Source organism: Streptomyces sp. McG3 (genome assembly GCF_018619185.1).
In the GTDB taxonomy this organism is placed as follows: domain Bacteria; phylum Actinomycetota; class Actinomycetes; order Streptomycetales; family Streptomycetaceae; genus Streptomyces.
Genome location: NZ_JAAXYC010000133.1, coordinates 1 through 21,047 on the forward strand (window position 1 = coordinate 1; position 21,047 = coordinate 21,047).

Below are 21,047 nucleotides of genomic sequence, written 5' to 3' on the forward strand. Positions count from 1 at the left end.
AGATGGGTATAAGAGACAGCCCGTATGCACCGCAGGCCTCCCGGTTCCCCGAGCCACCCGGGCGGCTACCGCGAACTGTCCGGACGCGAGGTGGAGGTGCTCCGCCTGGTCGCCGAAGGCCAGTCCAACAAGGCCATCGGCGTCTCGATGGGCCTCTCCGCCCTGACCGTCAAGTCCCACCTCGCCCGCATCGCCCGCAAGCTCGGCACCGGAGACCGTGCCGGCATGGTCGCGGTCGCCCTGCGGACGGGCATCATCCACTGACCGCACCCCGCCGGGACGTGCACCGATGCGCCTCCGGCTGGAATACGCGCATGGCCGCCCGTCGACGGAACGTTCCGTCGACGGGCTCCGCGCATACACAGATACCCTTGACACGTGACCGACGCCCAAGAGACCGCAGCAGACACTTCACTGCGAACCACCGGGGGCGCTCCCCCGGACGACGTCGCCCCGGCGCCGATCCCCTTGCTCGAACCGCGCGAGGGCATTCCCCCGGTGGTGACGTCCGACGACGCCCTCGCCGGGGTGGTCGCGGCCTTCGCCGCGGGCACCGGCCCGGTGGCCGTCGACGCCGAGCGCGCCTCGGGATACCGCTACGGCCAGCGCGCCTACCTCGTACAGCTGCGCCGCGAGGGCGCGGGGAGCGCCCTGATCGACCCGGTCGGCTGCCCCGACCTCTCCGGCCTCGGCTCCGCGCTGTCCGGCACGGAGTGGATCCTGCACGCGGCCACCCAGGACCTGCCGTGCCTGCGGGACATAGGCATGACGCCCACCTCGCTGTTCGACACCGAGCTGGCCGGACGGCTCGCGGGCTTCCCGCGCGTCGGCCTCGGCGCCATGGTGGAGAGCGTCCTCGGATACGCCCTGGAGAAGGGCCACTCCGCGGTCGACTGGTCCACCCGCCCACTGCCCGAGCCCTGGCTGCGCTACGCCGCGCTCGACGTGGAGCTCCTGATCGACCTGCGCGACGAGCTGGAGGAGGAGCTGGAGCGGCAGGGCAAGCTGGAGTGGGCCCGGGAGGAGTTCGACGCCATCGCCTCCGCGCCGCCCGCACCGCCCCGCAAGGACCCCTGGCGCCGCACGTCGGGCATGCACAAGGTGCGGCGCCGCCGTCAGATGGCCGTCGTCCGGGAGCTGTGGACCGCCCGCGACCAGGTCGCCCAGCGCCGCGACGTCTCCCCGGGCAAGGTGCTCGGCGACGCCGCGATCATCGAGGCCGCGCTCGCGCTGCCGGTCGACGTACAGGCCCTGACCGCGCTGCCGGGATTCGGCCACCGCATGGGACGCCGTCAGCTGGAGCAGTGGCAGGCGGCCGTGGAGCGGGCCAAGGCACTGCCCGAGACGGCGCTGCCGCAGCCCGGTCAGCAGCCGGCCGGACCGCCTCCCCCGCGCTCCTGGGCCGACAAGGACCCGGCCGCCGCCGCCCGGCTCTCGGCCGCCCGCACCGCCGTCTCCGAGCTGGCCGAGCGCCTCCACATGCCTCAGGAGAACCTGATCACCCCGGACACCGTGCGCCGGGTCTGCTGGGAGCCGCCGAAGAACCCGACCCCCGGCGCCGTCGAGGACACCCTCGCCGGGTACGGGGCGCGGAACTGGCAGATCCAGCAGGTCGCCCCGCTCCTGGTGCGGGCGCTGGACGCCTCCTGATACACCCCGTTCCCGTGACGCAGCGAACACCCCCGGTCACCGGCCGGGGGTTTTCCGCTTCCCCGACCCTGTCCACGGACCGAACCGATGGTCGAAATCGCGCCAGGTTCGGGGCCCCTTCTCCTGCCGCGCGGCCACTGGGGCGGCCCGGACCGGGCGTCGGGGCGGTGTGACCTTCGACGCTCCGGCCGCGAGGGGTGGGCAGTCTGGTTACCCGCAAGTAGCATGAGGGCAGGCGGTGCGCCCCCGTGGCGTGCCCCGCAGCAGTGCCATCCCGCACCCTGGAGGAGAGCCACCGTGCCTCGTACCATCCGGGACGTCGTCTTCGTCGACGGCGTCCGCACCCCGTTCGGCAAAGCGGGCCCCAAGGGCATCTACCACGAGACCCGCGCCGACGACCTCGTCGTGAAGGCCATCCGGGAGCTGCTGCGCCGCAACCCGGACCTGGACCCCAAGAAGATCGACGAGGTCGCCATCGCCGCGACCACGCAGATCGGGGACCAGGGCCTCACGCTGGGCCGTACCGCCGGAATCCTGGCCGGTCTGCCGCAGTCCGTCCCCGGCTACTCGATCGACCGCATGTGCGCGGGCGCGCTGACCGCCGTCACCTCGACGGCCGGTTCCATCGCCTTCGGCGCGTACGACGTCGTCGTGGCCGGTGGCGTCGAGCACATGGGCCGCCACCCGATGGGCGAGGGCGTCGACCCGAACCCGCGCTTCGTGTCGGAGAAGCTGGTCGACGAGTCCGCCCTCTTCATGGGCATGACCGCGGAGAACCTGCACGACCGCTACCCCACGATCACCAAGGACCGCGCCGACGCGTACGCGGTGCGTTCGCAGGAGAAGGCCGCCAAGGCGTACGCCAACGGCAAGATCCAGCAGGACCTGGTGCCGGTCTCGGTGCGCCGCACCAATGCCGAGGCGGGCGAGACGGGCTGGGGCCTGGTCACCGCCGACGAGCCGATGCGCCCGGGCACCACCATGGAGTCCCTGGCCGGTCTGAAGACCCCGTTCCGCGCCCACGGCCGCGTGACGGCCGGTAACGCCGCGGGTCTCAACGACGGCGCCACCGCCTCCCTGCTCGCCGCCGAGGACGTCGCCCGCGAGCTGGGCCTCCCGGTCAAGATGCGCCTCGTCGCCTACGCCTTCGCGGGCGTCGAGCCGGAGGTCATGGGCTACGGCCCGATCCCGGCGACCGAGAAGGCGCTGGCCCAGGCCGGCCTCTCCATCGAGGACATCGGTCTCTTCGAGATCAACGAGGCGTTCGCCGTACAGGTGCTCGCCTTCCTGGAGCACTACGGCATCGCCGACGACGACGCCCGCGTCAACCAGTACGGCGGCGCGATCGCCTACGGCCACCCGCTGGCCTCCTCCGGTGTCCGGCTCATGACGCAGCTGGCCCGGCAGTTCGAGGAGCAGCCCGAGGTCCGCTACGGCCTGACGACCATGTGCGTCGGCTTCGGCATGGGCGCCACGGTCGTCTGGGAGAACCCGCACTTCAATGCTGACGGAGGCAACAAGTGAGCTCCACCACTGAGCTTCTGAAGGGTGCGGCCGAGCTGTTCCCCGGCGAGGTCGTGACCCAGGCGCACGTACGCCACCTGGACCTTCCGGCCGGTGCGGGCAACTTCGCCCTCATCACGCTGGACAACGGCCTGGACCACACCAAGCCGACCACCTTCGGACCGCAGTCGCTGGCGAACCTGAACGCCGCGATCGACCAGGTCGAGAAGGAGGCCGCCGAGGGCGCCATCACGGGCGTCGGCATCACCGGCAAGCCGTTCATCTTCGCGGTCGGCGCCGACCTCAAGGGCGTCGAGCTCCTCGGCCGCCACGAGGACGCGCTGGCCATCGGCAAGGGCGGCCACGACGTCTTCCGCCGCCTCTCCGGCCTCGCGGTCCCCACCTTCGCGTACTACAACGGCGCGGCCATGGGCGGCGGTGTCGAGGTCGGTCTGCACTGCACCTACCGCACCGTCTCCAAGGCCCTCCCGGCGTTCTCGCTGCCCGAGGTCTTCCTCGGCCTGGTCCCCGGCTGGGGCGGCTGCGCGCTCCTGCCGAACCTGATCGGCGCGGACCGCGCGGTCTCGGTGATCATCGAGAACTCGCTGAACCAGAACCGTCAGCTCAAGGGCCAGCAGGTCTTCGAACTCGGCATCGCGGACGCGCTGTTCGAGGGTGCGGACTTCCTGGAGCAGTCGCTGATCTGGACCGCGAACGTCCTCAAGGGCACGGTCGCGCCTCAGCGCGCCGAGGTCGACCGCGGCGAGGCCTGGGACCAGGCCGTCGCCCGCGGCCGGGCCATCGCCGACTCCAAGGTGCACGGCGCGGCCCCGGCGGCGTACCGCGCGCTGGACATCATCGCGGCGGCGAAGGACGGCGACCTGTCCGCCGGCTTCGACGCCGAGGACCAGGCGCTGGCGGACCTGATCATGGGCGGCGAGCTGCGCAGCGGCATCTACGCCTTCAACCTGGTCCAGAAGCGCGCCAAGCGCCCGGCCGGCGCCCCGGACAAGAGCCTGGCCCGCCCGGTCACCAAGGTCGGCGTCGTCGGCGCGGGCCTGATGGCCTCGCAGCTGGCGCTGCTGTTCCTGCGCCGCCTGGAGGTCCCGGTCGTCCTCACGGACATCGACCAGGAGCGCGTCGACAAGGGTGTGGGCTATGTCCACGCCGAGATCGAGAAGCTGCTCGGCAAGGGCCGTATCAACCAGGACAAGGCCAACCGCCTCAAGGGCCTGGTCTCCGGTGTCCTCGACAAGGCCGAGGGCTTCGCGGACGCGGACTTCATCATCGAGGCCGTCTTCGAGGAGATCGGCGTCAAGCAGCAGGTGTTCGCGGAGGTCGAGGCGGTCGCCCCGGCGCACGCGATCCTCGCCACCAACACCTCCTCGCTGTCGGTGACCGAGATGGCGTCGAAGCTGAAGAACCCCGAGCGGGTCGTCGGCTTCCACTTCTTCAACCCGGTCGCGATCCTCCCGCTGCTGGAGATCGTGCGCGGCGAGCAGACGGATGACGCCTCGCTGGCGACGGCGTTCGGTGTGGCCCGCAAGCTGAAGAAGACCGCGGTGCTGGTGAAGGACGCCCCGGCGTTCGTCGTCAACCGCATCCTCACCCGCTTCATGGGCGAGATCCAGGACGTCATCGACGAGGGCACCCCGGTCGAGGTCGCGGAGAAGGCCGTCGAGCCGCTCGGCCTGCCGATGTCCCCGCTGGTGCTCCTGGAGCTGGTCGGCCCGGCCATCGGCCTGCACGTCTCCGAGACCCTGAACCGCGCCTTCCCGGAGCGCTTCACGGTCTCGCAGAACCTCGCGGCGGTCGTCAAGGCCGGCAAGCGCGGCTTCTACGTCTACGATTCCGGCGCTCCGGTCCTCGACCCCGAGGTCGCGGCGCTCCTCAAGCAGGGCGACTCCGTCCTCACCGAGGAGCAGACCCGCGACCGCGTGCTCGACGCGGTGGCGCAGGAGATCGGCCTGATGCTGGACGAGGGCGTCGTCGCCGAGGCCCAGGACATCGACCTGTGCCTGATCACCGGCGCGGGCTGGCCCTTCCACCTGGGCGGCATCACGCCGTACCTGGACCGTGAGGGCGTCTCCCAGCGGGTGAACGGCAAGCCGTTCCTCGCGCGGGGCGTGGCGAGCGTGCCGGCGTAACCATGGTGTAGAAGTGGTCCCGGAGCGGGCCGCACGGCCGAGAGGCTGTGCGGCCCGCTCCGTCATGCCGAGGAGAGGCCGGAAGATGCCAGGACGACGAGCGGGCTCGCCACACAGTCACCGGCCTTCCCTGCTGTGGGTGGCCGGGGCGGGGGTTCTCGCGGCGCTGGTGGGACTGGCCCTCGGCTTCCGTCTGTTCGGTGACACCCAGGAAACACCGCGCACCGGCGGGCAGACGCGTACCGACGCCGCGGGCACCCTGTCCGTCGTGACGTGGAACATCTGCGGCGTACGCCAGTGGAACTGCGAGGACACGGGGTCGGCCGAGGAGAAGAAGGCCCGGATCGAGGCCCTGGTACGGGAGTCGGGGGCGCGCGTCGTCCTGCTCCAGGAAATGTGCTCCGAGGACCTGGACACCGTGAGAACGTCGCTGGGCGGCGAGTGGCACAGCCTGTTCCGCCCGTACACGGCGCCCCGTGAGGGGGGCGGGTCCATCACGTCCCGGTGCACCGGCGACGGGCGGGGCACAGCGGGCTACGGGATCCTCTCCGGCATGCCCCTGAGCGAGGTCACCGACGTCCCCCTGCCGCAGCCTGCCGCGGGTATGCGCCGGTCCGTGCTCTGCGCCACCGCCCGGAAGGAGAACGTCCGCATCTGTACCGCCCACCTGAACCCCCAGCAGAGCGGGGCCCGTTCGGTGACGCCCGAGCTGCGCGCCGATCAGCTGCGGGCGCTGGTCGAAGCAGCGGAGGGACCGCGCACCGTGTTCGGCGGCGACCTGAACACCGGCCCGCCCGGGCGGGCCGGAACGGGAGCATGGGCCCAGGTCGACGGCCCGTACGGCGTCTACCGCGAGTGCGACCAGTCCCGGTCGTCCGGTGCGCCGGGGAAGACCCACCGCAGCGGGTTCAAAATCGACTACCTCTTCACCGACCTGCCCCGCCAGGAGTGTTCGGTCGTCCGTTCACCGGCCTCGGACCACTGGGCCCTGCTGATGCGGGTCACCACCGGCTGACCGCTCAGTAGCGGAGGCCCGCGGACTCGGCATCTGCGTTCACGACGCTGAACGTGACCACGGCCGGCGGGAACAGGTTGCCGTGCGGGTCGACGGCATGGCACTCCACCGTGTGCGGCCCCGGGGTCCAGGACCACCCCGACTCCCACGACCATCCACCGTCGGGGCCGACCGGGGCCGTGCCCAGCCGTAGTCCGCCCTCGACGAACTCCACCCGCGCCGCTCCGACGGCGTGGCCCATGAGCCCGATGGCCGGGCCCGGGACCTGCTGGCCGGGCGCGGGGTGGAGGACCACGGCGCCCGGGGTCGCGACCATGGCGGGCTGCGACGGGAACGTGTTCCCGGCCGGCGCCGTGCCGAGGAACTGCCCGGCCGCCGGTTCCGCCCGATCGGCCACGGTGAAGTTCGCCTCGGCCCAGGGCGAGTGGTAGCCGGCGGCGTCCACGGACAGGATGCGCACGGGATGGTCGCCCACGCTCCACGCCCGATCGCGCTGCCAGCTCCAGGACCCGTCCGGGGCGACCTCCGGTGATGCCAGGAACTTGCCCCGCTCCCAGACACTGAGCCGGACCGCGCCGGGTGCGCTCCCGCGGAACACGACGCTCTGCTCGTGCACCGTCTCGCCGGAGGCCGGCGTGAAGACCACCGGAGCGGCGAACCCCTGCTGCACCTTGGCGGTCGCCTGGAGGAAGGCCTTGATCCCGGACCGGTCGACGTCCGGGCGCTCCCCGCCGTTGCGCACGAACCCGAGCCGCGGGGCCACGCCGTCGATGAGGAAGTTGAGGAGGCCCATGAGCATGGGCACGTTCCGGCTGGTCACGCGGGCGTGATCGGATATGTGGGGGGAGTCGCTGAAGATGAAGTTGAAGTTCTCGTAGCCGGCGAACAGCGGCAGGAAGGGCTCCACCTGTTCCGGGTACTGCTCGTCCTGGGGCGAGGAGAGAAGGTAGATGTTGGCGTCGCGGTTCGCTCCCGCGCGCGCCAGGTTCGCGATGACGTCGTCGACGGCGCGGGTGTTCTGCTCCGTGACCTCGCCCATGATGTGCGCCGCCACGGACGGATACTTGAGGATGTAGGTGCCGATCCGGAACTGCGGGACGATGGAGACGATGTTCCGGTACCCGTACTTCAGACCGAAGTAGAGCGCGGCGCTGCCGCCCTTGGAGCCGCCCCACATCGTGCACTGGTCCGGTGTCAGGCCGAGCGAACGCAGCACGTTCGAGATGAGACCGGCGACCGACTGCTCCAGGCCGAAGTCCATGCCCTTGCACAGGTAGTAGCTGTTCTTTCCGTGGAAGCGGTCACGGATCCACAGGACGTTCGCACGCAGCTTGTCGAACACTCCGTTCGACCAGCCGTAGTCGCCCGGAACGGAGAAGTTGGCGAACACCACGACCAGGTGCTGGCTGCCCTTCGTGGCATGCGAGAACCGGTACTCCACGGGATAGGTCCCGGAGGCGTCGATCCCGTTCTCGAAGGGGCGGGTCGGGGCTGCTTTCGGCACGGCTCGGGGTTCCAATCTGGTACGGGGGAGAGCCTGGTCGCCGGCACGGCCAGGACCGGCCCAGGGCTTCAGTATCGGGGGACGTCCTGCGGGGCCGCCGAGGGGATGAACGCGCCGGCCACATGGAAGCCGACCTGGCTTCGGCGGGACTCCCCGCCCTGGGCGTCGATCGCGTAGCACTCGACCCGGTGGGGCCCTTCGGGCCATGCCCAGCGTGCATCCCAGGTCCAGGTGCCGTCGGCGGCCACCACCGTCGCGCCCAGCGACACGCCCCCTTCGACGAACGCCACCTGGAGCGCGCCCGGGGCGTGCCCGGCGATGACGACTCCCGGTCCCGCGAGGTGCTGGTCCGGAGCGGGCACCGTCACCACGGGTGCCGCGGGAGCCCCGGCGGCCGCCGGGCGGACCGGTGCCGCCGTTCCGCCCGGAGGGACGGTGAACCGGACCTCCGTGCGCGGCGAATGGAATCCGGCCGCGTCCACCGCGAACATGCGGATGACGTGCTCACCCGCGGCCCAGCCCTGTTCCCGGCTCCAGCTCCACCAGCCGTCCGGCCCGACCTGCGGTGACCCGATGTACTTCCCCTTCTCCCAGAAGCTCAGCCGCACCGCTCCCGGCGCCGTCCCGGTGAACTCCACGACCCCGGTGTGCACGCGCTCGCCGGCAGCGGGCGTGTCGACCACGGGGGCGGCGAAGGAGGCCCGCACCTGCGACGTCGCCTTCAGGTATCCGTTGATGCCGGACGTGTCGGCGTCGGGCTGCTCATGGCCGTTGGTGACGACCCCGATCCGGGGGGCGATGCCGTCGACCAGGAGGTTGAGCAGCCCCATCAGGGCCGGGACATTGCGGCGGGTCACCGTCGTGTGGTCGGTGATGAAGGGGGAGTCGCTGTAGATGAAGTTGAAGTTCTCGTAGTTCTGGAAGAGGTTCAGGAAGGGTTCCACCTGTACCGGATAGTTCTCGTCCTGCGGAGAGGACAGCAGGTAGAGGTTGGCCGAGCGGTTCGCTTGCGAGCGCACGAGGTCGGGAAGAACGCTGTCGAGGACGCGGATCTTCTCCTCGGTGACGTGCCCGCCCATCATGAAGTCGGCGATGGCCGGACGCTTCTGCACCGACGTGCCGATCCGGAACATCGGCACGATCGAGACGATGTTCCGGAATCCGTACTTCAGGCCGAAGTGCAGCGCCGCGCTGCCGCCCTTCGACCCGCCCCACAGCGTGCACTGGTCCGGGGTGAGGCCGAGGGAGTTCATCACATTCGAGATCAGCGTGATGACGGACCGCTCGAGCTCGAAGTCCATGTCCTTGCAGAGGTAGTAACTGTTCTTGCCGTCGAACATGTCGCGCACCCAGAGGATGTTGGCGCGGACGTTGTCGAATACGCCGTTCGACCAGCCGTAGTCGTCCGGTGCCGAGAAGTTGGCGAAGACGACCACCAGATGCCGGTTGCCGCTCTTGGCATGGGAGAACCGGTAGTGGACCGGATAGGCGCCGGACGCTTCGATCCCGGTGATGGTGGTACGGCTCGACACTGCTTTAGACATGAAGGGAATCCGTCCTCGCGGAGTACTGCGCTGCGGTCACGGTGTAGGTGGTCGGCTGGGAGACGGACGACGGTGCGGGTCGCTGCTCGTGGTCTCCGCGGACGGCCTGGGCGAGTTGTCCACGCGGCTGGTGCACGGTGACGCGCGGCTCTCCCCCGCGGGCACGGTCCGGCTCCAGGTCCCCTCCGGCCACCAGGATGCGGTCCGTCAGCCGGGCGGAGGCGTATCCGTCGTCAAGGTCGCAGAACTCCCGCTGGAACCAGCGGTACCGCTCGGTGTACTCCATTTCGATCCGGTCGATGTTCCGGATGGCGGAGATCAGTTCGGTCGACGCGTAGAGCAGCGGGCCCGGGGCGCTCTGCTCGAAGTCGAAGTAGAAACCGCGCAGGGTGTCCCGGTAGTGGTCGAGGTCGTAGGTGAAGAACAGGATCGGACGCCCGGTGTTCACGAAGTCGAACATCAGGGACGAGTAGTCCGTGATCATCACATCGCTGATCAGCGACAGGTCCGCCATGTCCGGGTAGTCGGACACGTCGAAGACGAAGCCGTCGCCCGCGCCGGGAACGGGGTCCACCACGTTGGGGTGGCGGCGCACCATGAGGACGTGGTCGTCCCCCAGCCTGGCCCGGGCGTCGTCGAGGTCGATCCGGAAGTCGAACTTGTACTTCCCCGGCGCGTAGAACTGGTCGTCGCGCCAGGTGGGCGCGTACATGATGATGCGCTTGCCACGGGGCAGGCCGATCCGCTGCCGGATCTCCTCGGCACGGCGCTCCGTCCCGGGGCGCCGCAGGATGTCGTTGCGCGGGTAGCCGCACTCGACCATCTCGCCGGGGAACTTGAAGGCCCGCTGGAGGATCGGGGTGGAGAAGCTGTTGGGCGACACGAGCATGTCCCAGTTCTGCACCTCCTTCTCCACCCGCTCCAGATACCGCTGGTCGGCGAAGTGCACCGACTCGATGTCGTGGCCGATCTTCTTGAGCGGGGTGCCGTGCCAGGTCTGGACGACGATCTGGCCGGAGCGCTTGGCGAACCAGTCGGGGAGGTGGTTGTTGGCGACCACGTACCGAGAGGTCGCCAGGGCCTCGTACCAGTCGGGCGACCACATGCGCACGGGCCGCGCCGTCGGCGGTACGTCGACCTGGTCGTCCCGTACGACCCAGAGATGTTCGAGCTCCACGCCACGCCGGATCATCTCCTCGTGGACCGCACGGGGGCTGTCGGAGTACTGCGTGCCCTTGAAGGCGTCGAACAGCACGGCGGGGCGGATCGGCTCGCGGCGGGCCTGCGGGTAGGCCTTGGTCCGCAGCAGCTTCTGCCGGTACGGGCCCCGCGCCTCCTCGGGCATGGCGGAGTGCACCAGTATCGACAGCCTGTCGTACGCCTCGGCCTGGAGTTCGTAGCGCCGCTCCCCCACCTCCAGGTTCTGGGGCATCGACGGGATGATCCCCTGATCGATCTTGATCATGAGGTCCGGGGAGCGGTCCTCGGGCGCCACCGCCGACGGGTCCTGACGGCGCAGGAAGAAGTCCCAGCGGCCGGCGGCGAGCGGAATGCCTCCGGCGAGGGTTCGCATGGCGGCGGGGGTCAGCACCGCGCGGAACCGCCGCCCGTCCCACTGGATCGGCACCGCCCGCTCGGCGCCGTGGGCGCGCGACCGCACGACGAGGTGGGCGCTGATCCGCTCCGCGGGCGGGAGCAGGTCCGCTCCGGCGTAGTCGCAGACGAGCTCCAGCGAGCCGTCCGCGAGCCATTCGCCGTCACTGAGCAGGGGCAGGGCGGCGCGCTCGAAGAGCACCATGTAGCCGGAGCCGTTGCCGTGGACGACCACCTCACGGTCACGCTCCTCGGTCTGGAGCGTCGCGGGCATGCGGTAGTGGCCGTCCTCGACGTCCTGGGCCAGCACGGGGTAGAGCGGTGTCTTGCGCCCCTCCACGTGGAGGGTGACCTTCCAGCCGTTGCTGCCCATCGTCCACGCCTGCGGGACGGTGTCACCGGTCGCCCGGGAACCGGGGACAAGGCTGTCGAGCGGGATCCGGGTGGCGAAGGTGCACCAGCCCTCGCCGCCGGGCTGGAACGTCATCCAGGAGTCGTGCCGGCCGGCGCCGTTCATGCTGGTGACGCGGAACTTGCCCCATTCGGGGACGGCGGGGGCGAGCAGGACGCCGCCCACCTCCAGGTGGTTTCCGACCACCCGGTGACGCGTGATACGGCTGCGGACGATCTCCACGCGGAGCTTCAGGCTGCCCTGCACGAAGAGCGGCAGGATGCGGGTGTTCTTGTCGACATAGCGGTACGCCGGGTTGGCGGCGGTTCCGGCGCTGCCCCGGCCGATGCCCTTGTACCGGAACAGGCCCCGGCTGAACACACCTGCGGCGACGTCCCAGGTGCCCTCGACCCACTGGCCCTTCCGCTGGAGCCGGGTGACGTCGAAGCGGCTCTCGAAGCCGGCCCAGTCGTAGCAGTAGCGGCTCTGGTTGGAGTACTCGGTCGCCTGCGGGAAGTAGGTCGTCCTGGCCAGGTTGACGAGCTTGCTGCCGGTCTTCTTGTTGCGGAGCGCCAGCATCTTGGTGGACATGTGCCGCTTGTGCACATTGATGAACCGGATGTAGGCGGAGCCCTTGAGGACCAGGGAGTCGCCGTCCCATTCCGCCCCGGAGAGGGAACTGAAGGGGGAGAGCTCCTTGTCGAGCCGGTAGTCGCTCTTGTAGAGACCCGTCTTCCGGTTCTCCAGGTGCGGATAGTTGAGGTAGCGGCGCAACCGTCGACGGACCGGCAGCGGCCCGCCCTTGCGCTCGAACTCCAGGACGTCGAGGAGCTCGCCGAGCCGGCCCTGGTGGACGAGGAGCCACTTGACCCGGGCGTCGGCGGGGAGCTCCTCGATGATGTCGTAGTCGGCCTCGGCGAGGAACTCCTGGGACCAGTGCATGAACGCGTCGCGATAGTCGTCGTCCGCGTCCGGGAGAACCTTGAGGTGCAGCATGAGGTCGGACTTGAGGCAGGCGAGATCGTACTTGCGCTTGTGCTCACGGAACTGGCGCGAGCGGTGCTGCCCGAGGAACCGGCTCACCGACTGCACGGCGGCGACACGGTCACGCAGGTTGGACACCTCGGTGTGGCGCTGGGTGATGGACGGGGCCGCGCCACCGTCGCGGCGGCGCCAGAAGTAGACGATGTCCGTGATGACGTCGACCTTGCTCGCCCGGAAGTGCGCGAACATGTTCACCCACGAGTCCTCGTAGAGGACGCCTTCGGGGAACTCGATGAAGTGGTGGTCCCAGAACGACCGGCGGAACACCTTGTTCCACACCGTGCGGTCGTAGATCAGGGCCTCGAAGCGCGTTATGTGCGTGCCTTTGCGGTCCCGCTGCATGGGGCCCTTGTGGAGCGGTGACTGCCACTTCTTGGTGGAGTTCATCATCTGGACATTGCCGGAGACGAAATCCGATTCCGATTCGGTCAGCGTGCGGACGAGCAACTCGTAGGCGTATTCGGGGATGACGTCGTCGCCGTCCGCGAACACCAGGAACTCACCGTCGGGATGCATGGCTCGGAGCCCGGTGTTGCGCGCGTGCCCGGGGCCGTGCGACTCCTGGCGGATCAGCCGGAAGCGCGGGTCGGCCGTGCAGAAGCTCTGGGCGATCGCCGTGGAGGTGTCCGTGGAACCGTCATCCACCATGATCACTTCGAAGTCGCGGAAGGTCTGTCGCGCGATGGACTCCAGGCACTCCGTGAGGTAGGTCTCAACGTCCTGAAACGGAACGATGACACTCAAACGGGGCCCAGCGGCCATACTTCACACTCCGGTTCGAGGCAGGAGTAACCACCTGCGCGACAACAACTTCCCAACCACCGCACACCGCCCCCGACGAATCCCCGTCGACTCGAAGATCGGGCACACCCCCGTCGATCGCCTGCGGATCAGCTCTCGAACTGTTGCGTCAGACGCAAATCTTAAGTGAACGTTAAAAGATGTCAATGTGCAGATCCTGCGCACAGCTCGACAATGAGCTCGACACTTCCACGTGACATGCGCCATACTCCGCCGCGCACAACCTTCCAGGGCGCTCGGCGATCTCCTCTTACCGGCATCCACGCAGGGGAAAGCGCCATGGGGGTCGGCGGACCGCGTGCGGGGGTGCCGGAATCAGAGTCTTCGCCACTCGGAGAGCGTCAGGCCCGGGTCGTCCGTCTGCCGGGCCACCCTCGGGATGCCGTCATCGTCGACGACCACCATCACGACCCGGCCGTAGACGTCCAGGGCCAGAGCCGGCGGCACGAGACACCGCACGCCCGTGTCGGACCACCAGACACCGTTCCCCTCGTCCTCGGTGACGCCCACCCCGACCACGGCGCTTCCGTCGATGCCGCGATGGGCCAGCACCGTGCAGTCGTATCCGTCCAGGAGCGCGCGGAGCGCGGTGTGCGGGCCGTCGCCCGGCACCCCTCCCAAGGCCGTCGGCCAGGCCCCCTCCCGGTAGGCCACCACTCCGTGGCCCGCGGGATCGGTCCAGTAGTAGGTGGGCCGGTCCGGCCCCGTTTCCAGGACCGCCACCGAACCCGGTGCCGCCGCGAGGCGCGCCGGCCGCCCCTCGCCGAGCGCCCCGCCCGGGGCCTGCTGGGACCAGTGCAGGATGCCGTCCGCCGTGGTGGCGAACAGTTCGATACGGCCGGACGCGAGGGCGATCGCCGCGAGGGTCGATGCGATGCCGCTGCCCCGACGGTCGTTCCAGGGCCGCCACTTGCCGTCGCTCTGCTCGCGGCGCAGGGCCAGCCCGCCATCCGCGTTACGGACGAAGATGTGGACCATGCCCGAGGGCGTCACCACGACCGCGGGCTCCCCGAGCCGGCCGGCCGGCTCCGCGTCCTTGTGCGGATTCCCGAGGGAACGCCACTCGGAGACCGGGCGGCCCGTCTGATACTGGATGGCGTACACGACGTCGACGACGGTCCGCCCGTCGGCCTTCCGCCGCTCACGGCGGCCGACGAAGTGCACGTACGCGTTGACGTCCTGCGTCACCGAGAGGTGGGTGAGGCCGGCGATCGGGACCAGGACGGGCTGCCCCCAGTCCTTCGCCCCCGGCCGCGTCTCGGTCCAGCGCCGGAGTCCGCCCTCCGCCGGAGCGTAGACGGTGAGGCTCCCGTCCCTGCCCTTGGCGAGCCAGATTCCCCGCAGTGTGCCGACGCCGGGAGCGACCGTGGCAGCCGGGCGGACAGTCCGTCCGAGCATCGTTCCGAGTCACCTTCCAGACGTTCGACCCATGGCACGTGATTTCGAATCGAACTCATCCTAGACCCTCACAGCGAGCGAACAGATGGTGCTCAGGAGATGAAGATCCCTGGCGATCGAACGCCGCCATGACGACCGCGCGACCGTCCGGCGCACCACGGGACTCGCACGAGCGCTCGACCAGTTGTCTATAGTTCTCCGCACCACGCATGTCGGACCGGCCCCTCCCCCCACCCGAGTCCACCCGCCACAGCCCCACGGGGCCGCGAGACCTAGGGACTCGAAACAGGATGAGCAACGACGTCATGCCTCCGGGCCCGCGTGCCTCCCGACGCGCGGCCAAGCCGCGCAAGCGCCGCCGCGGACTCAAGATCACGCTCGGTGTCCTGCTCGTCCTGCTGCTCGCCGCCGGCGGAACCGTGTACTGGCTCTACAGCCAGCTCGACGGGAACATCAAGGGCGTCGACATCAACAAGGCGCTCGGTGAGGACCGTCCGGAGAAGCTGCCCACCAGCGGGCAGAATCTGCTGGTCCTGGGCTCGGACTCGCGTGCCGGGGCGGAGAACAAGGAGCTGGGCGGCGGCGGGGGTGTCAGCGGTGCGCGCTCCGACACCGCGATGGTGGTGCACATACCCGAGGGCCGGTCGAAGGCCGTCGCCGTCTCCATACCGCGCGACACCCTGGTGACCCGGCCCGAGTGCGTCGGGGACAACGGGTCCACGGTGTCCGCCAAGGAACGCGTCATGTTCAACTCCGTCTACGCGCAGGTCGGCCCGGCCTGTGTGGTGAAGACGGTGGAGAAGATGTCCGGCGTCCGCATCGACCACTACCTGGAGATCAACTTCGCCGGGTTCAAGGACCTGGTCGACGCCATCGGCGGGGTCACCGTCGACGTACCGCAGGACATCGACGACAAGGCCTCCGGGCTGAGCCTCACCGCGGGGCCGCAGAAGCTGAACGGCACCGAGTCCCTGGCGTACGTCCGGACCCGGCACGGCATCGGCGACGGCAGCGACCTGGGCCGCATCGGGCTCCAGCAGCAGTTCCTGATGGCCCTGCTGAGCGAGGTCAAGTCGCAGAATCTGCTGGGCAGTCCGGCGAACTCGTACAAGATCGCCAAGTCGGCCACCAAGTCGCTCACGACCGACTCGGGGCTCGCGTCGCTCACCTCGCTGGCGGAGTTCGCCCGCTCGATGAACGGCGTCGACCCGGCCTCGATGGAGACGATCATGCTGCCGGTGGCGTACGACAAGATCGACAAGGCCCGGGTGATCGCGGCCGAGCCGCAGGCGGGCCGGCTGTGGAAGGCGATCCGCGAGGACACCGCGATCCCCGAGGACGCGAAGAAGTCCCCCGCCACCGGGGGCTGAGGCCCCGTCGTACCGCGCCGCCCGTGACACCCTGCCGGGATGAGCAAGGACGATGCGGTGCTGGTGATCGTGGACGCCGCCAACGTGGTCGGTTCCGTGCCCGACGGATGGTGGCGGGACCGGCGCGGGGCGGCGGCGCGGTTGCGTGACTCGCTGGTCCCGTACGCGTCGGCCGGGCTGCCGGGGCTGCCCGGCCCTGTCGAGCTGGTGCTCGTCGTGGAAGGGGCCGCCCGGGGCGTCGCCTCCGTGGCCGGGGTGCGGGTCGACTCGGCCCCCGGCAGCGGCGACGATCTGATCGCGGAGCTGGCGGCCGGGGCCGCCCCGGACCGGGACTGCGTCGTCGTCACCGCCGACCGGGGACTGCGGCAGCGGGTCGAGACGTACGGGGCCCGCTGTGTGGGACCCCGTACGGTACGGCCGTCGCCGGACGCGTAGCGCTCCCCGGCCCGTACCTTCTGAGTCCGGGTTCTCCGGCCCGTACGTTCAAAGGCATACCTCCCCGGCCCGTACCTCTGAGTCCGGCTCCCCGGCCCGTACCTTCCGAGGCATGCTTCTCCGGCCCGAACCATCCGAGGCCGGCCTCCCCGGCCCGTACCTCTGAGTCCGGCTCCCCGGCCCGTACCCCCTGATGCTCGGCTTTCTGGTCCGTAGCTCCTGATGCACAGTGCCTGCGGTCCACAGCTCCTGATGCCGCTTCTCGGGCCCGTACGTTCCGAGGCTCTGCCTCCGGGCCGGGGCGCGCCGGCCCTCGTCGCGCGCGGCCGCGCCCGCCCACCGCGCCCGGCCGCCCTTCCCGGCCTCCCGGCCGTGCGCCGACGTGCGGTGGGCCGACACGTGTCCACGGTCCGGTACCGAGCCCCCGCACCGGATTCCCGTGCTGCGACGTGCCCGTGTCATGGGCCGTATACCGGCGTCGGGCCGACGATCAGGCGTTCCCATACCGCGCGTCCGTACGTTCCTTCTCAGCCGGTGCAACCGACACCGTCGACAGAGGAGAAGAACATGCCTGAGAACCAGAGCCAGGAGCCGACCGAGTCCGAGGACTTCGAGGTCGTCGCGCACAGCGAGGACGGCGAGGACGAGGCGGGCAACTGCCTCACCAACAACAGCGACATGCTGCAGTAACTCGCCCCGTCGAGTCCTGTGCACCGCACGGGCCTCCGGAGCTCGGAGAGATCGTTCCGAGCGACGGAGGCCCGGCCGCCGTCAGGCCCGGCCGCGTCACGCGCCCGGCCGCCGTGCGGCCCTCGCCCTGTCGGCCCTCCCGCCCGTTTCGGGCCGCCACCGCCCGCCACGCCACGAGGGAGCACCGAGTGACCCCCGCCGCCCTGCCGGCCCAGCGCCGGCGCCCGCACCGGGCCCCGCAGCACGGGGTGCGGGAGCTCCCGGCACCGGCCGCTCCGCTCCGGCACGCCTTGTCCGGCATCCGGCCGGCCCGTCCCCGCCGGGGGTCATCGTGAGGATCCTGCTGTGTCCGCTCAGCGACGGCGGCTACCTCTACCCGACGATCGCGGCCGGCCGTGAGCTCCGGCGGCGCGGCCATCACGTCAGCGTGCTGGGCAGGTCCGGCGCCGCCTCGGTCGCCGCCGACGCCGGACTGCCGTTCGCGGCGACGGAGGACTTCGGCGAACGGCGCGCGTTCTCCGTCGCGTGGTGGGGCACCTCCGCCATGGCGCAGTACCGGGCGACCGTGCGCGCCGCCCGCGCGGACCGGGCCGACCTGCTCATCACCTCCGTGCTGTGCCACGGCACCCTGCTCGCCGCCGAGGTGCTCGGCCTTCCCGTGGCGGTCGTCGGGCTCTCGGTCCACCTCTGGGACTACCGGACGGGCGGGGACGACGAGCCGCCGCTGGGCAGGCCCCGGCGGAACCGGACCCGTGAGATGCGTCAGCAGTACGCCGAGGTGCGGGAACAGGCGGGGCTTCCGGCGCGCGGCTCCCGGTGGGGGGACGACCCGCTGCCGGGCGACGCCCTGCTGCTGCGCGGCGACCCGGAGCTGGAGTACCCGGGCACCGAACTGCCCGACCGGGTCGTGCACGTGGGGCCGCTGCGCTGGGAGCCGACGCCCGGACCGGGCGAGGTCGACGCGGTCAGGGAACGGGTGGCGCGGTCCGGGAAGCCTGTGGTGTACGTCCACCTCGGGCGCGTGTTCGAGGGCGGCAGCCGGTGGCCCCACCTCAACGAGACCTTCACCGGCGGCCGGTTCCAGGCCGTGGTGGAGCAGGGCCGCTCCCCGAGCCCCGAACCCGCCCCGGGCGCCGACATCCTGACGGTGCGCAAGCCGTGGATGGGCCCGCTGATCGACCTGGCCGACCTGGTGGTGACCAGCGGCACATCCGCCCCCGTACTGGCCGCCCTGCTGCGCGGCCGCCCCCTCGCGGCCTCGCCCAACGGATCCGAGCAGCCGCTGCTCACCGGCGCCTGTATGCGGGCCGGCGTGGGCGTGCACCTGCCGAAATCCGCGCTGTCGGACTGGCCGGCGCTGCTGGACTCCGCGTGGCGGGACGACGCCCTGCGGGACCGCGCCCGGACCCTCGGCCGGAGGCTGGCAGCGGTGGACGGCGCCGCCCGTGCGGCCGACGTCGTCGAGCGGCTGGCCCAGCACTCCGTGATCCCGAAGGAGGACCATGACTACGCGAACGTCAGCCCCTGACACGGACGGCGGGACAGCCGCCGCCGAGGAGACCGTCGCGATCCTGGCCGCGGGTACGGGGCGGTGGCTGGGGCTCCATGCCGGCCGTCTCGACTCCCCGGCCGGCCGCGCCGAACTGCCCGTGACCCCACGGGTGAAGGCCCTCCTGCAACTCGCGCTGCTCTGCCGCTGCTGGCAGAGGGCCGCGCCGGACGACATCGCCCTGGCGACCGTGCTCGCGGTCGTGGAACATGCCTGGCGACAACCGGACTTCCCGCATCTCCTCGCCCATTCCCCCGACAGCGCTCGGCCGTTCGGTCTGATCTGGGCCGCCCTGGCACCGGCCGGGTCCGTCACCGACGCCCGACGCGGCGTGCTCGACCGGTTGTCCGCCGACGGCTATCTGACGCCGCGCCGCAAGTCGTCCTACCTCCACCTGGGCACCAGGTTCTACGCCGAACTCGCGGGCCTCGGGCACCAACTGGCTTCGTACGAGGAGCTGTACGCGTGCAGCATGCTGGCGCGCGCCGAAGGTGTGCCGGTGGCCGAACTGGACGTCTGCCAGGTGACGGACACCGTGTTCTACCTATCCGACTACGGCTTCCGCGACACCGGCCTGGACGCGGAGGACCGGGAGCGGGCGCTGCGCGTGGTGGAGCGGCTCACCGACCACTGCGTACGCGAGGACGCGTGGGAGTACGCGGCCAAGCTGCTGCTCGCCCAGCACTGCCTGGGCTCTGACCCGCTGCGAACGCCTTCCGGGACGGCGGCCCTCGGAATGCTCGCCGGGGCCCGGTCGCCGGACGGGTCGATACCCGGCAAGACCGCCCGGGGACGGGCCCCGGCGTCCGCCCCTCCCCAGCAGTACTTCCGGTGGGCCTATCAGCCGACGCTCGTCACCGCGCTGACGACGCTGCTGCTCGCCTACGGCCGCCGCCCCCACCCCGTTCCGACCACGGCACCATCCACAGCTCGGAGGACGCGATGAGCCTGCAACAGGTCCAACTCCCGGACGGCGCACGCCTCCTCGAAGGCAGACGCAACTGGTGGTTCCTCGGCCGGGGCGGGGTCGTCCGCCTCGGCGGCCGGCACGTCACCCCCGAGGGTGACCTGCGGCCCGACGCGGAGCGCCGGCTGCGCGAGCGCGGCATGTTCGCCGCCCCGCCGGTCCGCTCGTACGCGCTGACCGTCCTCACCAGCACCAACTGCAACCTGGGCTGCGGATACTGCTTCCAGAACACCGCCCAGGACACCACGGACGGCAGCCGTCCGCCCAGGATCGCCCGGACCCGTCTCACCTCGGAGACCATCACTTCGATCCTCGGGTTCACCGAGCGGCAGATGGCCGCGGCCGAACTGGACAGGCTGCGGATCCTCCTGTTCGGCGGGGAGCCCCTGCTCAACCCGCGCGGCTGCCTGGAACTGCTGGAGCGGGCCTCGGGCATCGGGATGACGTCGGCCTGGATGATCTCCAACACCACCCTGCTCACCCCACGGCTCGCGCGGCAGCTCTCCGGCCTCGGGCTCGACTCCGTACAGGTCACCTTCGACGGCGACCGCGCCGACCATGACCGCATCCGGGTCAACAGGGCCGACAACGGCGGCACTTACGACAGGATCGTCCGCAACATCGTCGCGGCGAGCGAGGTCACGCCGATCCGGTGGACCCTGCGGGTCAACGTCTCCCAGGAGACCTTCGGCGGGGTCGACGCGCTCATCGACCGGCTCGCGGCGCAGCTGGACCCCTCCCGGTGCGCGCTGTACTTCGCGCGGGTCGGTGACGTGGGCATCGGATACGCCAACGACCTTCTGCACACGGGCGAGCTCTCGGCCCACTTCACCCGGTGGCAGCGCCGGGCGCTCGAACTCGGCTTCAGGGTGAGCCGTCCGGGCGCCCGCCGGCCCTGCCTCACCTGCGGCCACACCGAAGGCCGCTACGGCGCGGTGATCAGCGCGGACGGGACCCTGGCCAGCTGCTGGGAGACCGCGGGCAAACCCGACTGGGAGGTCGGCACGGTGGCCGATGGGTACCGGCCCGCCGAGGCGACCCGCGACCGCTGGATCTCCTGCGAGGACCTCTACCGCTACGACGAGGACACCCGCAACCTCATGCGGTTCCGCGACGACGTGGACGCCACCCTGCTCGACTACCTGGACGAGACGGAGCGCCTGTAGCCATGACGTCATCTCTCGACCAGCTCTCCGCCGGCACGCTCGACTGGTTGGGAGCGAACCTGGACCACTTCGACCCGTACGCGGCCGACGCGGGGACGGCGACGCACCGGCAGGCGAAGGCCGTACTGGAACTGGCGCTGCTGTGCCACTGCTCGCCCCGGCCCGGCGGATCCCACGACGAGCGGCTGGACGGGGCGAGGGCCCTCCTGCGCAAACTCTGGCAGCGCCCGGAGTTCCCGCGGCTCTTCGACGCCCACCCCCCTTCCGCCCCCACCTACGG

Annotated in this window: 14 protein-coding genes and 2 pseudogenes; 12 read left to right on the top strand and 4 right to left on the bottom strand. The window is 70.7% G+C overall.

All coding sequences use genetic code 11. From position 1 onward, the window contains the following. Positions 1 to 18: 18 nt before the first annotated feature. The 5 genes and pseudogenes from HET64_RS21290 to HET64_RS21310 all read left to right on the top strand — a co-directional run. A pseudogene (locus HET64_RS21290) lies at positions 19 to 264 on the top strand (response regulator transcription factor); the annotation flags it as partial. A gap of 114 nt (positions 265 to 378) precedes the next feature. After that, the gene (locus HET64_RS21295; RefSeq protein ID WP_215107917.1) at positions 379 to 1,650 is read left to right on the top strand and encodes an HRDC domain-containing protein; all 1,272 of its coding nucleotides are present in this window, start codon (positions 379 to 381) and stop codon (positions 1,648 to 1,650) included. A 297-nt stretch (positions 1,651 to 1,947) separates the two neighbouring features. After that, positions 1,948 to 3,174 carry an acetyl-CoA C-acyltransferase gene (locus HET64_RS21300; protein ID WP_215107919.1) on the top strand — a complete coding sequence of 409 codons (1,227 nt, stop codon included), beginning with the start codon at positions 1,948 to 1,950 and terminating at the stop codon, positions 3,172 to 3,174. Further along, on the top strand, positions 3,171 to 5,300 hold the full coding sequence (locus tag HET64_RS21305) for a 3-hydroxyacyl-CoA dehydrogenase NAD-binding domain-containing protein (RefSeq protein ID WP_215107921.1): 2,130 nt from the start codon (positions 3,171 to 3,173) through the stop codon (positions 5,298 to 5,300). The genes HET64_RS21300 and HET64_RS21305 overlap by 4 nt, the downstream gene beginning before the upstream one ends. An 85-nt stretch (positions 5,301 to 5,385) precedes the next feature. Then, the gene (locus HET64_RS21310) at positions 5,386 to 6,315 is read left to right on the top strand and encodes an endonuclease/exonuclease/phosphatase family protein (RefSeq protein ID WP_215107923.1); all 930 of its coding nucleotides are present in this window, start codon (positions 5,386 to 5,388) and stop codon (positions 6,313 to 6,315) included. A gap of 4 nt (positions 6,316 to 6,319) precedes the next feature. On the opposite strand, the gene HET64_RS21315 is transcribed toward HET64_RS21310, so the two are convergent. From HET64_RS21315 to HET64_RS21330, 4 genes are all read right to left on the bottom strand, one after another. Beyond that, positions 6,320 to 7,819 (bottom strand): hypothetical protein, encoded by a 1,500-nt coding sequence (locus HET64_RS21315; RefSeq protein WP_215107925.1) that lies wholly within the window; start codon positions 7,817 to 7,819, stop codon positions 6,320 to 6,322. A gap of 68 nt (positions 7,820 to 7,887) precedes the next feature. Further along, positions 7,888 to 9,363, bottom strand: a complete 1,476-nt coding sequence (locus HET64_RS21320; RefSeq protein ID WP_251145647.1) for a hypothetical protein — start codon at positions 9,361 to 9,363, stop codon at positions 7,888 to 7,890. Beyond that, on the bottom strand, positions 9,356 to 13,135 hold the full coding sequence (locus tag HET64_RS21325) for a bifunctional glycosyltransferase family 2 protein/CDP-glycerol:glycerophosphate glycerophosphotransferase (protein WP_251145648.1): 3,780 nt from the start codon (positions 13,133 to 13,135) through the stop codon (positions 9,356 to 9,358). Before HET64_RS21325 ends, HET64_RS21320 begins: the two co-directional genes overlap by 8 nt. Positions 13,136 to 13,507: 372 nt before the next feature. Beyond that, positions 13,508 to 14,590: a hypothetical protein gene (locus tag HET64_RS21330; protein ID WP_251145649.1), complete on the bottom strand. Its 1,083-nt coding sequence runs from the start codon at positions 14,588 to 14,590 to the stop codon at positions 13,508 to 13,510. 290 nt (positions 14,591 to 14,880) lie between these two features. On the opposite strand from HET64_RS21330, the gene HET64_RS21335 reads away from it, so the two are divergent. The 7 genes and pseudogenes from HET64_RS21335 to HET64_RS21360 all read left to right on the top strand — a co-directional run. After that, complete coding sequence (locus tag HET64_RS21335) at positions 14,881 to 15,960, top strand: LCP family protein (protein ID WP_215107929.1); 1,080 nt, start codon at positions 14,881 to 14,883, stop codon at positions 15,958 to 15,960. A gap of 39 nt (positions 15,961 to 15,999) precedes the next feature. Then, entirely contained in the window at positions 16,000 to 16,395 is a 396-nt protein-coding gene (locus HET64_RS21340; RefSeq protein WP_215107930.1) for an NTP pyrophosphohydrolase, read from the top strand. 567 nt (positions 16,396 to 16,962) lie between these two features. After that, positions 16,963 to 17,085 (top strand): hypothetical protein, encoded by a 123-nt coding sequence (locus HET64_RS39685; protein WP_257132553.1) that lies wholly within the window; start codon positions 16,963 to 16,965, stop codon positions 17,083 to 17,085. A 331-nt stretch (positions 17,086 to 17,416) separates the two neighbouring features. Continuing rightward, on the top strand, positions 17,417 to 18,613 hold the full coding sequence (locus tag HET64_RS21345) for a glycosyltransferase (RefSeq protein WP_215107931.1): 1,197 nt from the start codon (positions 17,417 to 17,419) through the stop codon (positions 18,611 to 18,613). Next, positions 18,588 to 19,580: a hypothetical protein gene (locus HET64_RS21350; protein ID WP_215107932.1), complete on the top strand. Its 993-nt coding sequence runs from the start codon at positions 18,588 to 18,590 to the stop codon at positions 19,578 to 19,580. Before HET64_RS21345 ends, HET64_RS21350 begins: the two co-directional genes overlap by 26 nt. Then, entirely contained in the window at positions 19,577 to 20,767 is a 1,191-nt protein-coding gene (locus HET64_RS21355; protein WP_215107933.1) for a radical SAM protein, read from the top strand. Before HET64_RS21350 ends, HET64_RS21355 begins: the two co-directional genes overlap by 4 nt. 2 nt (positions 20,768 to 20,769) lie before the next feature. After that, positions 20,770 to 21,047, top strand: a pseudogene (locus HET64_RS21360) (hypothetical protein); the annotation flags it as partial.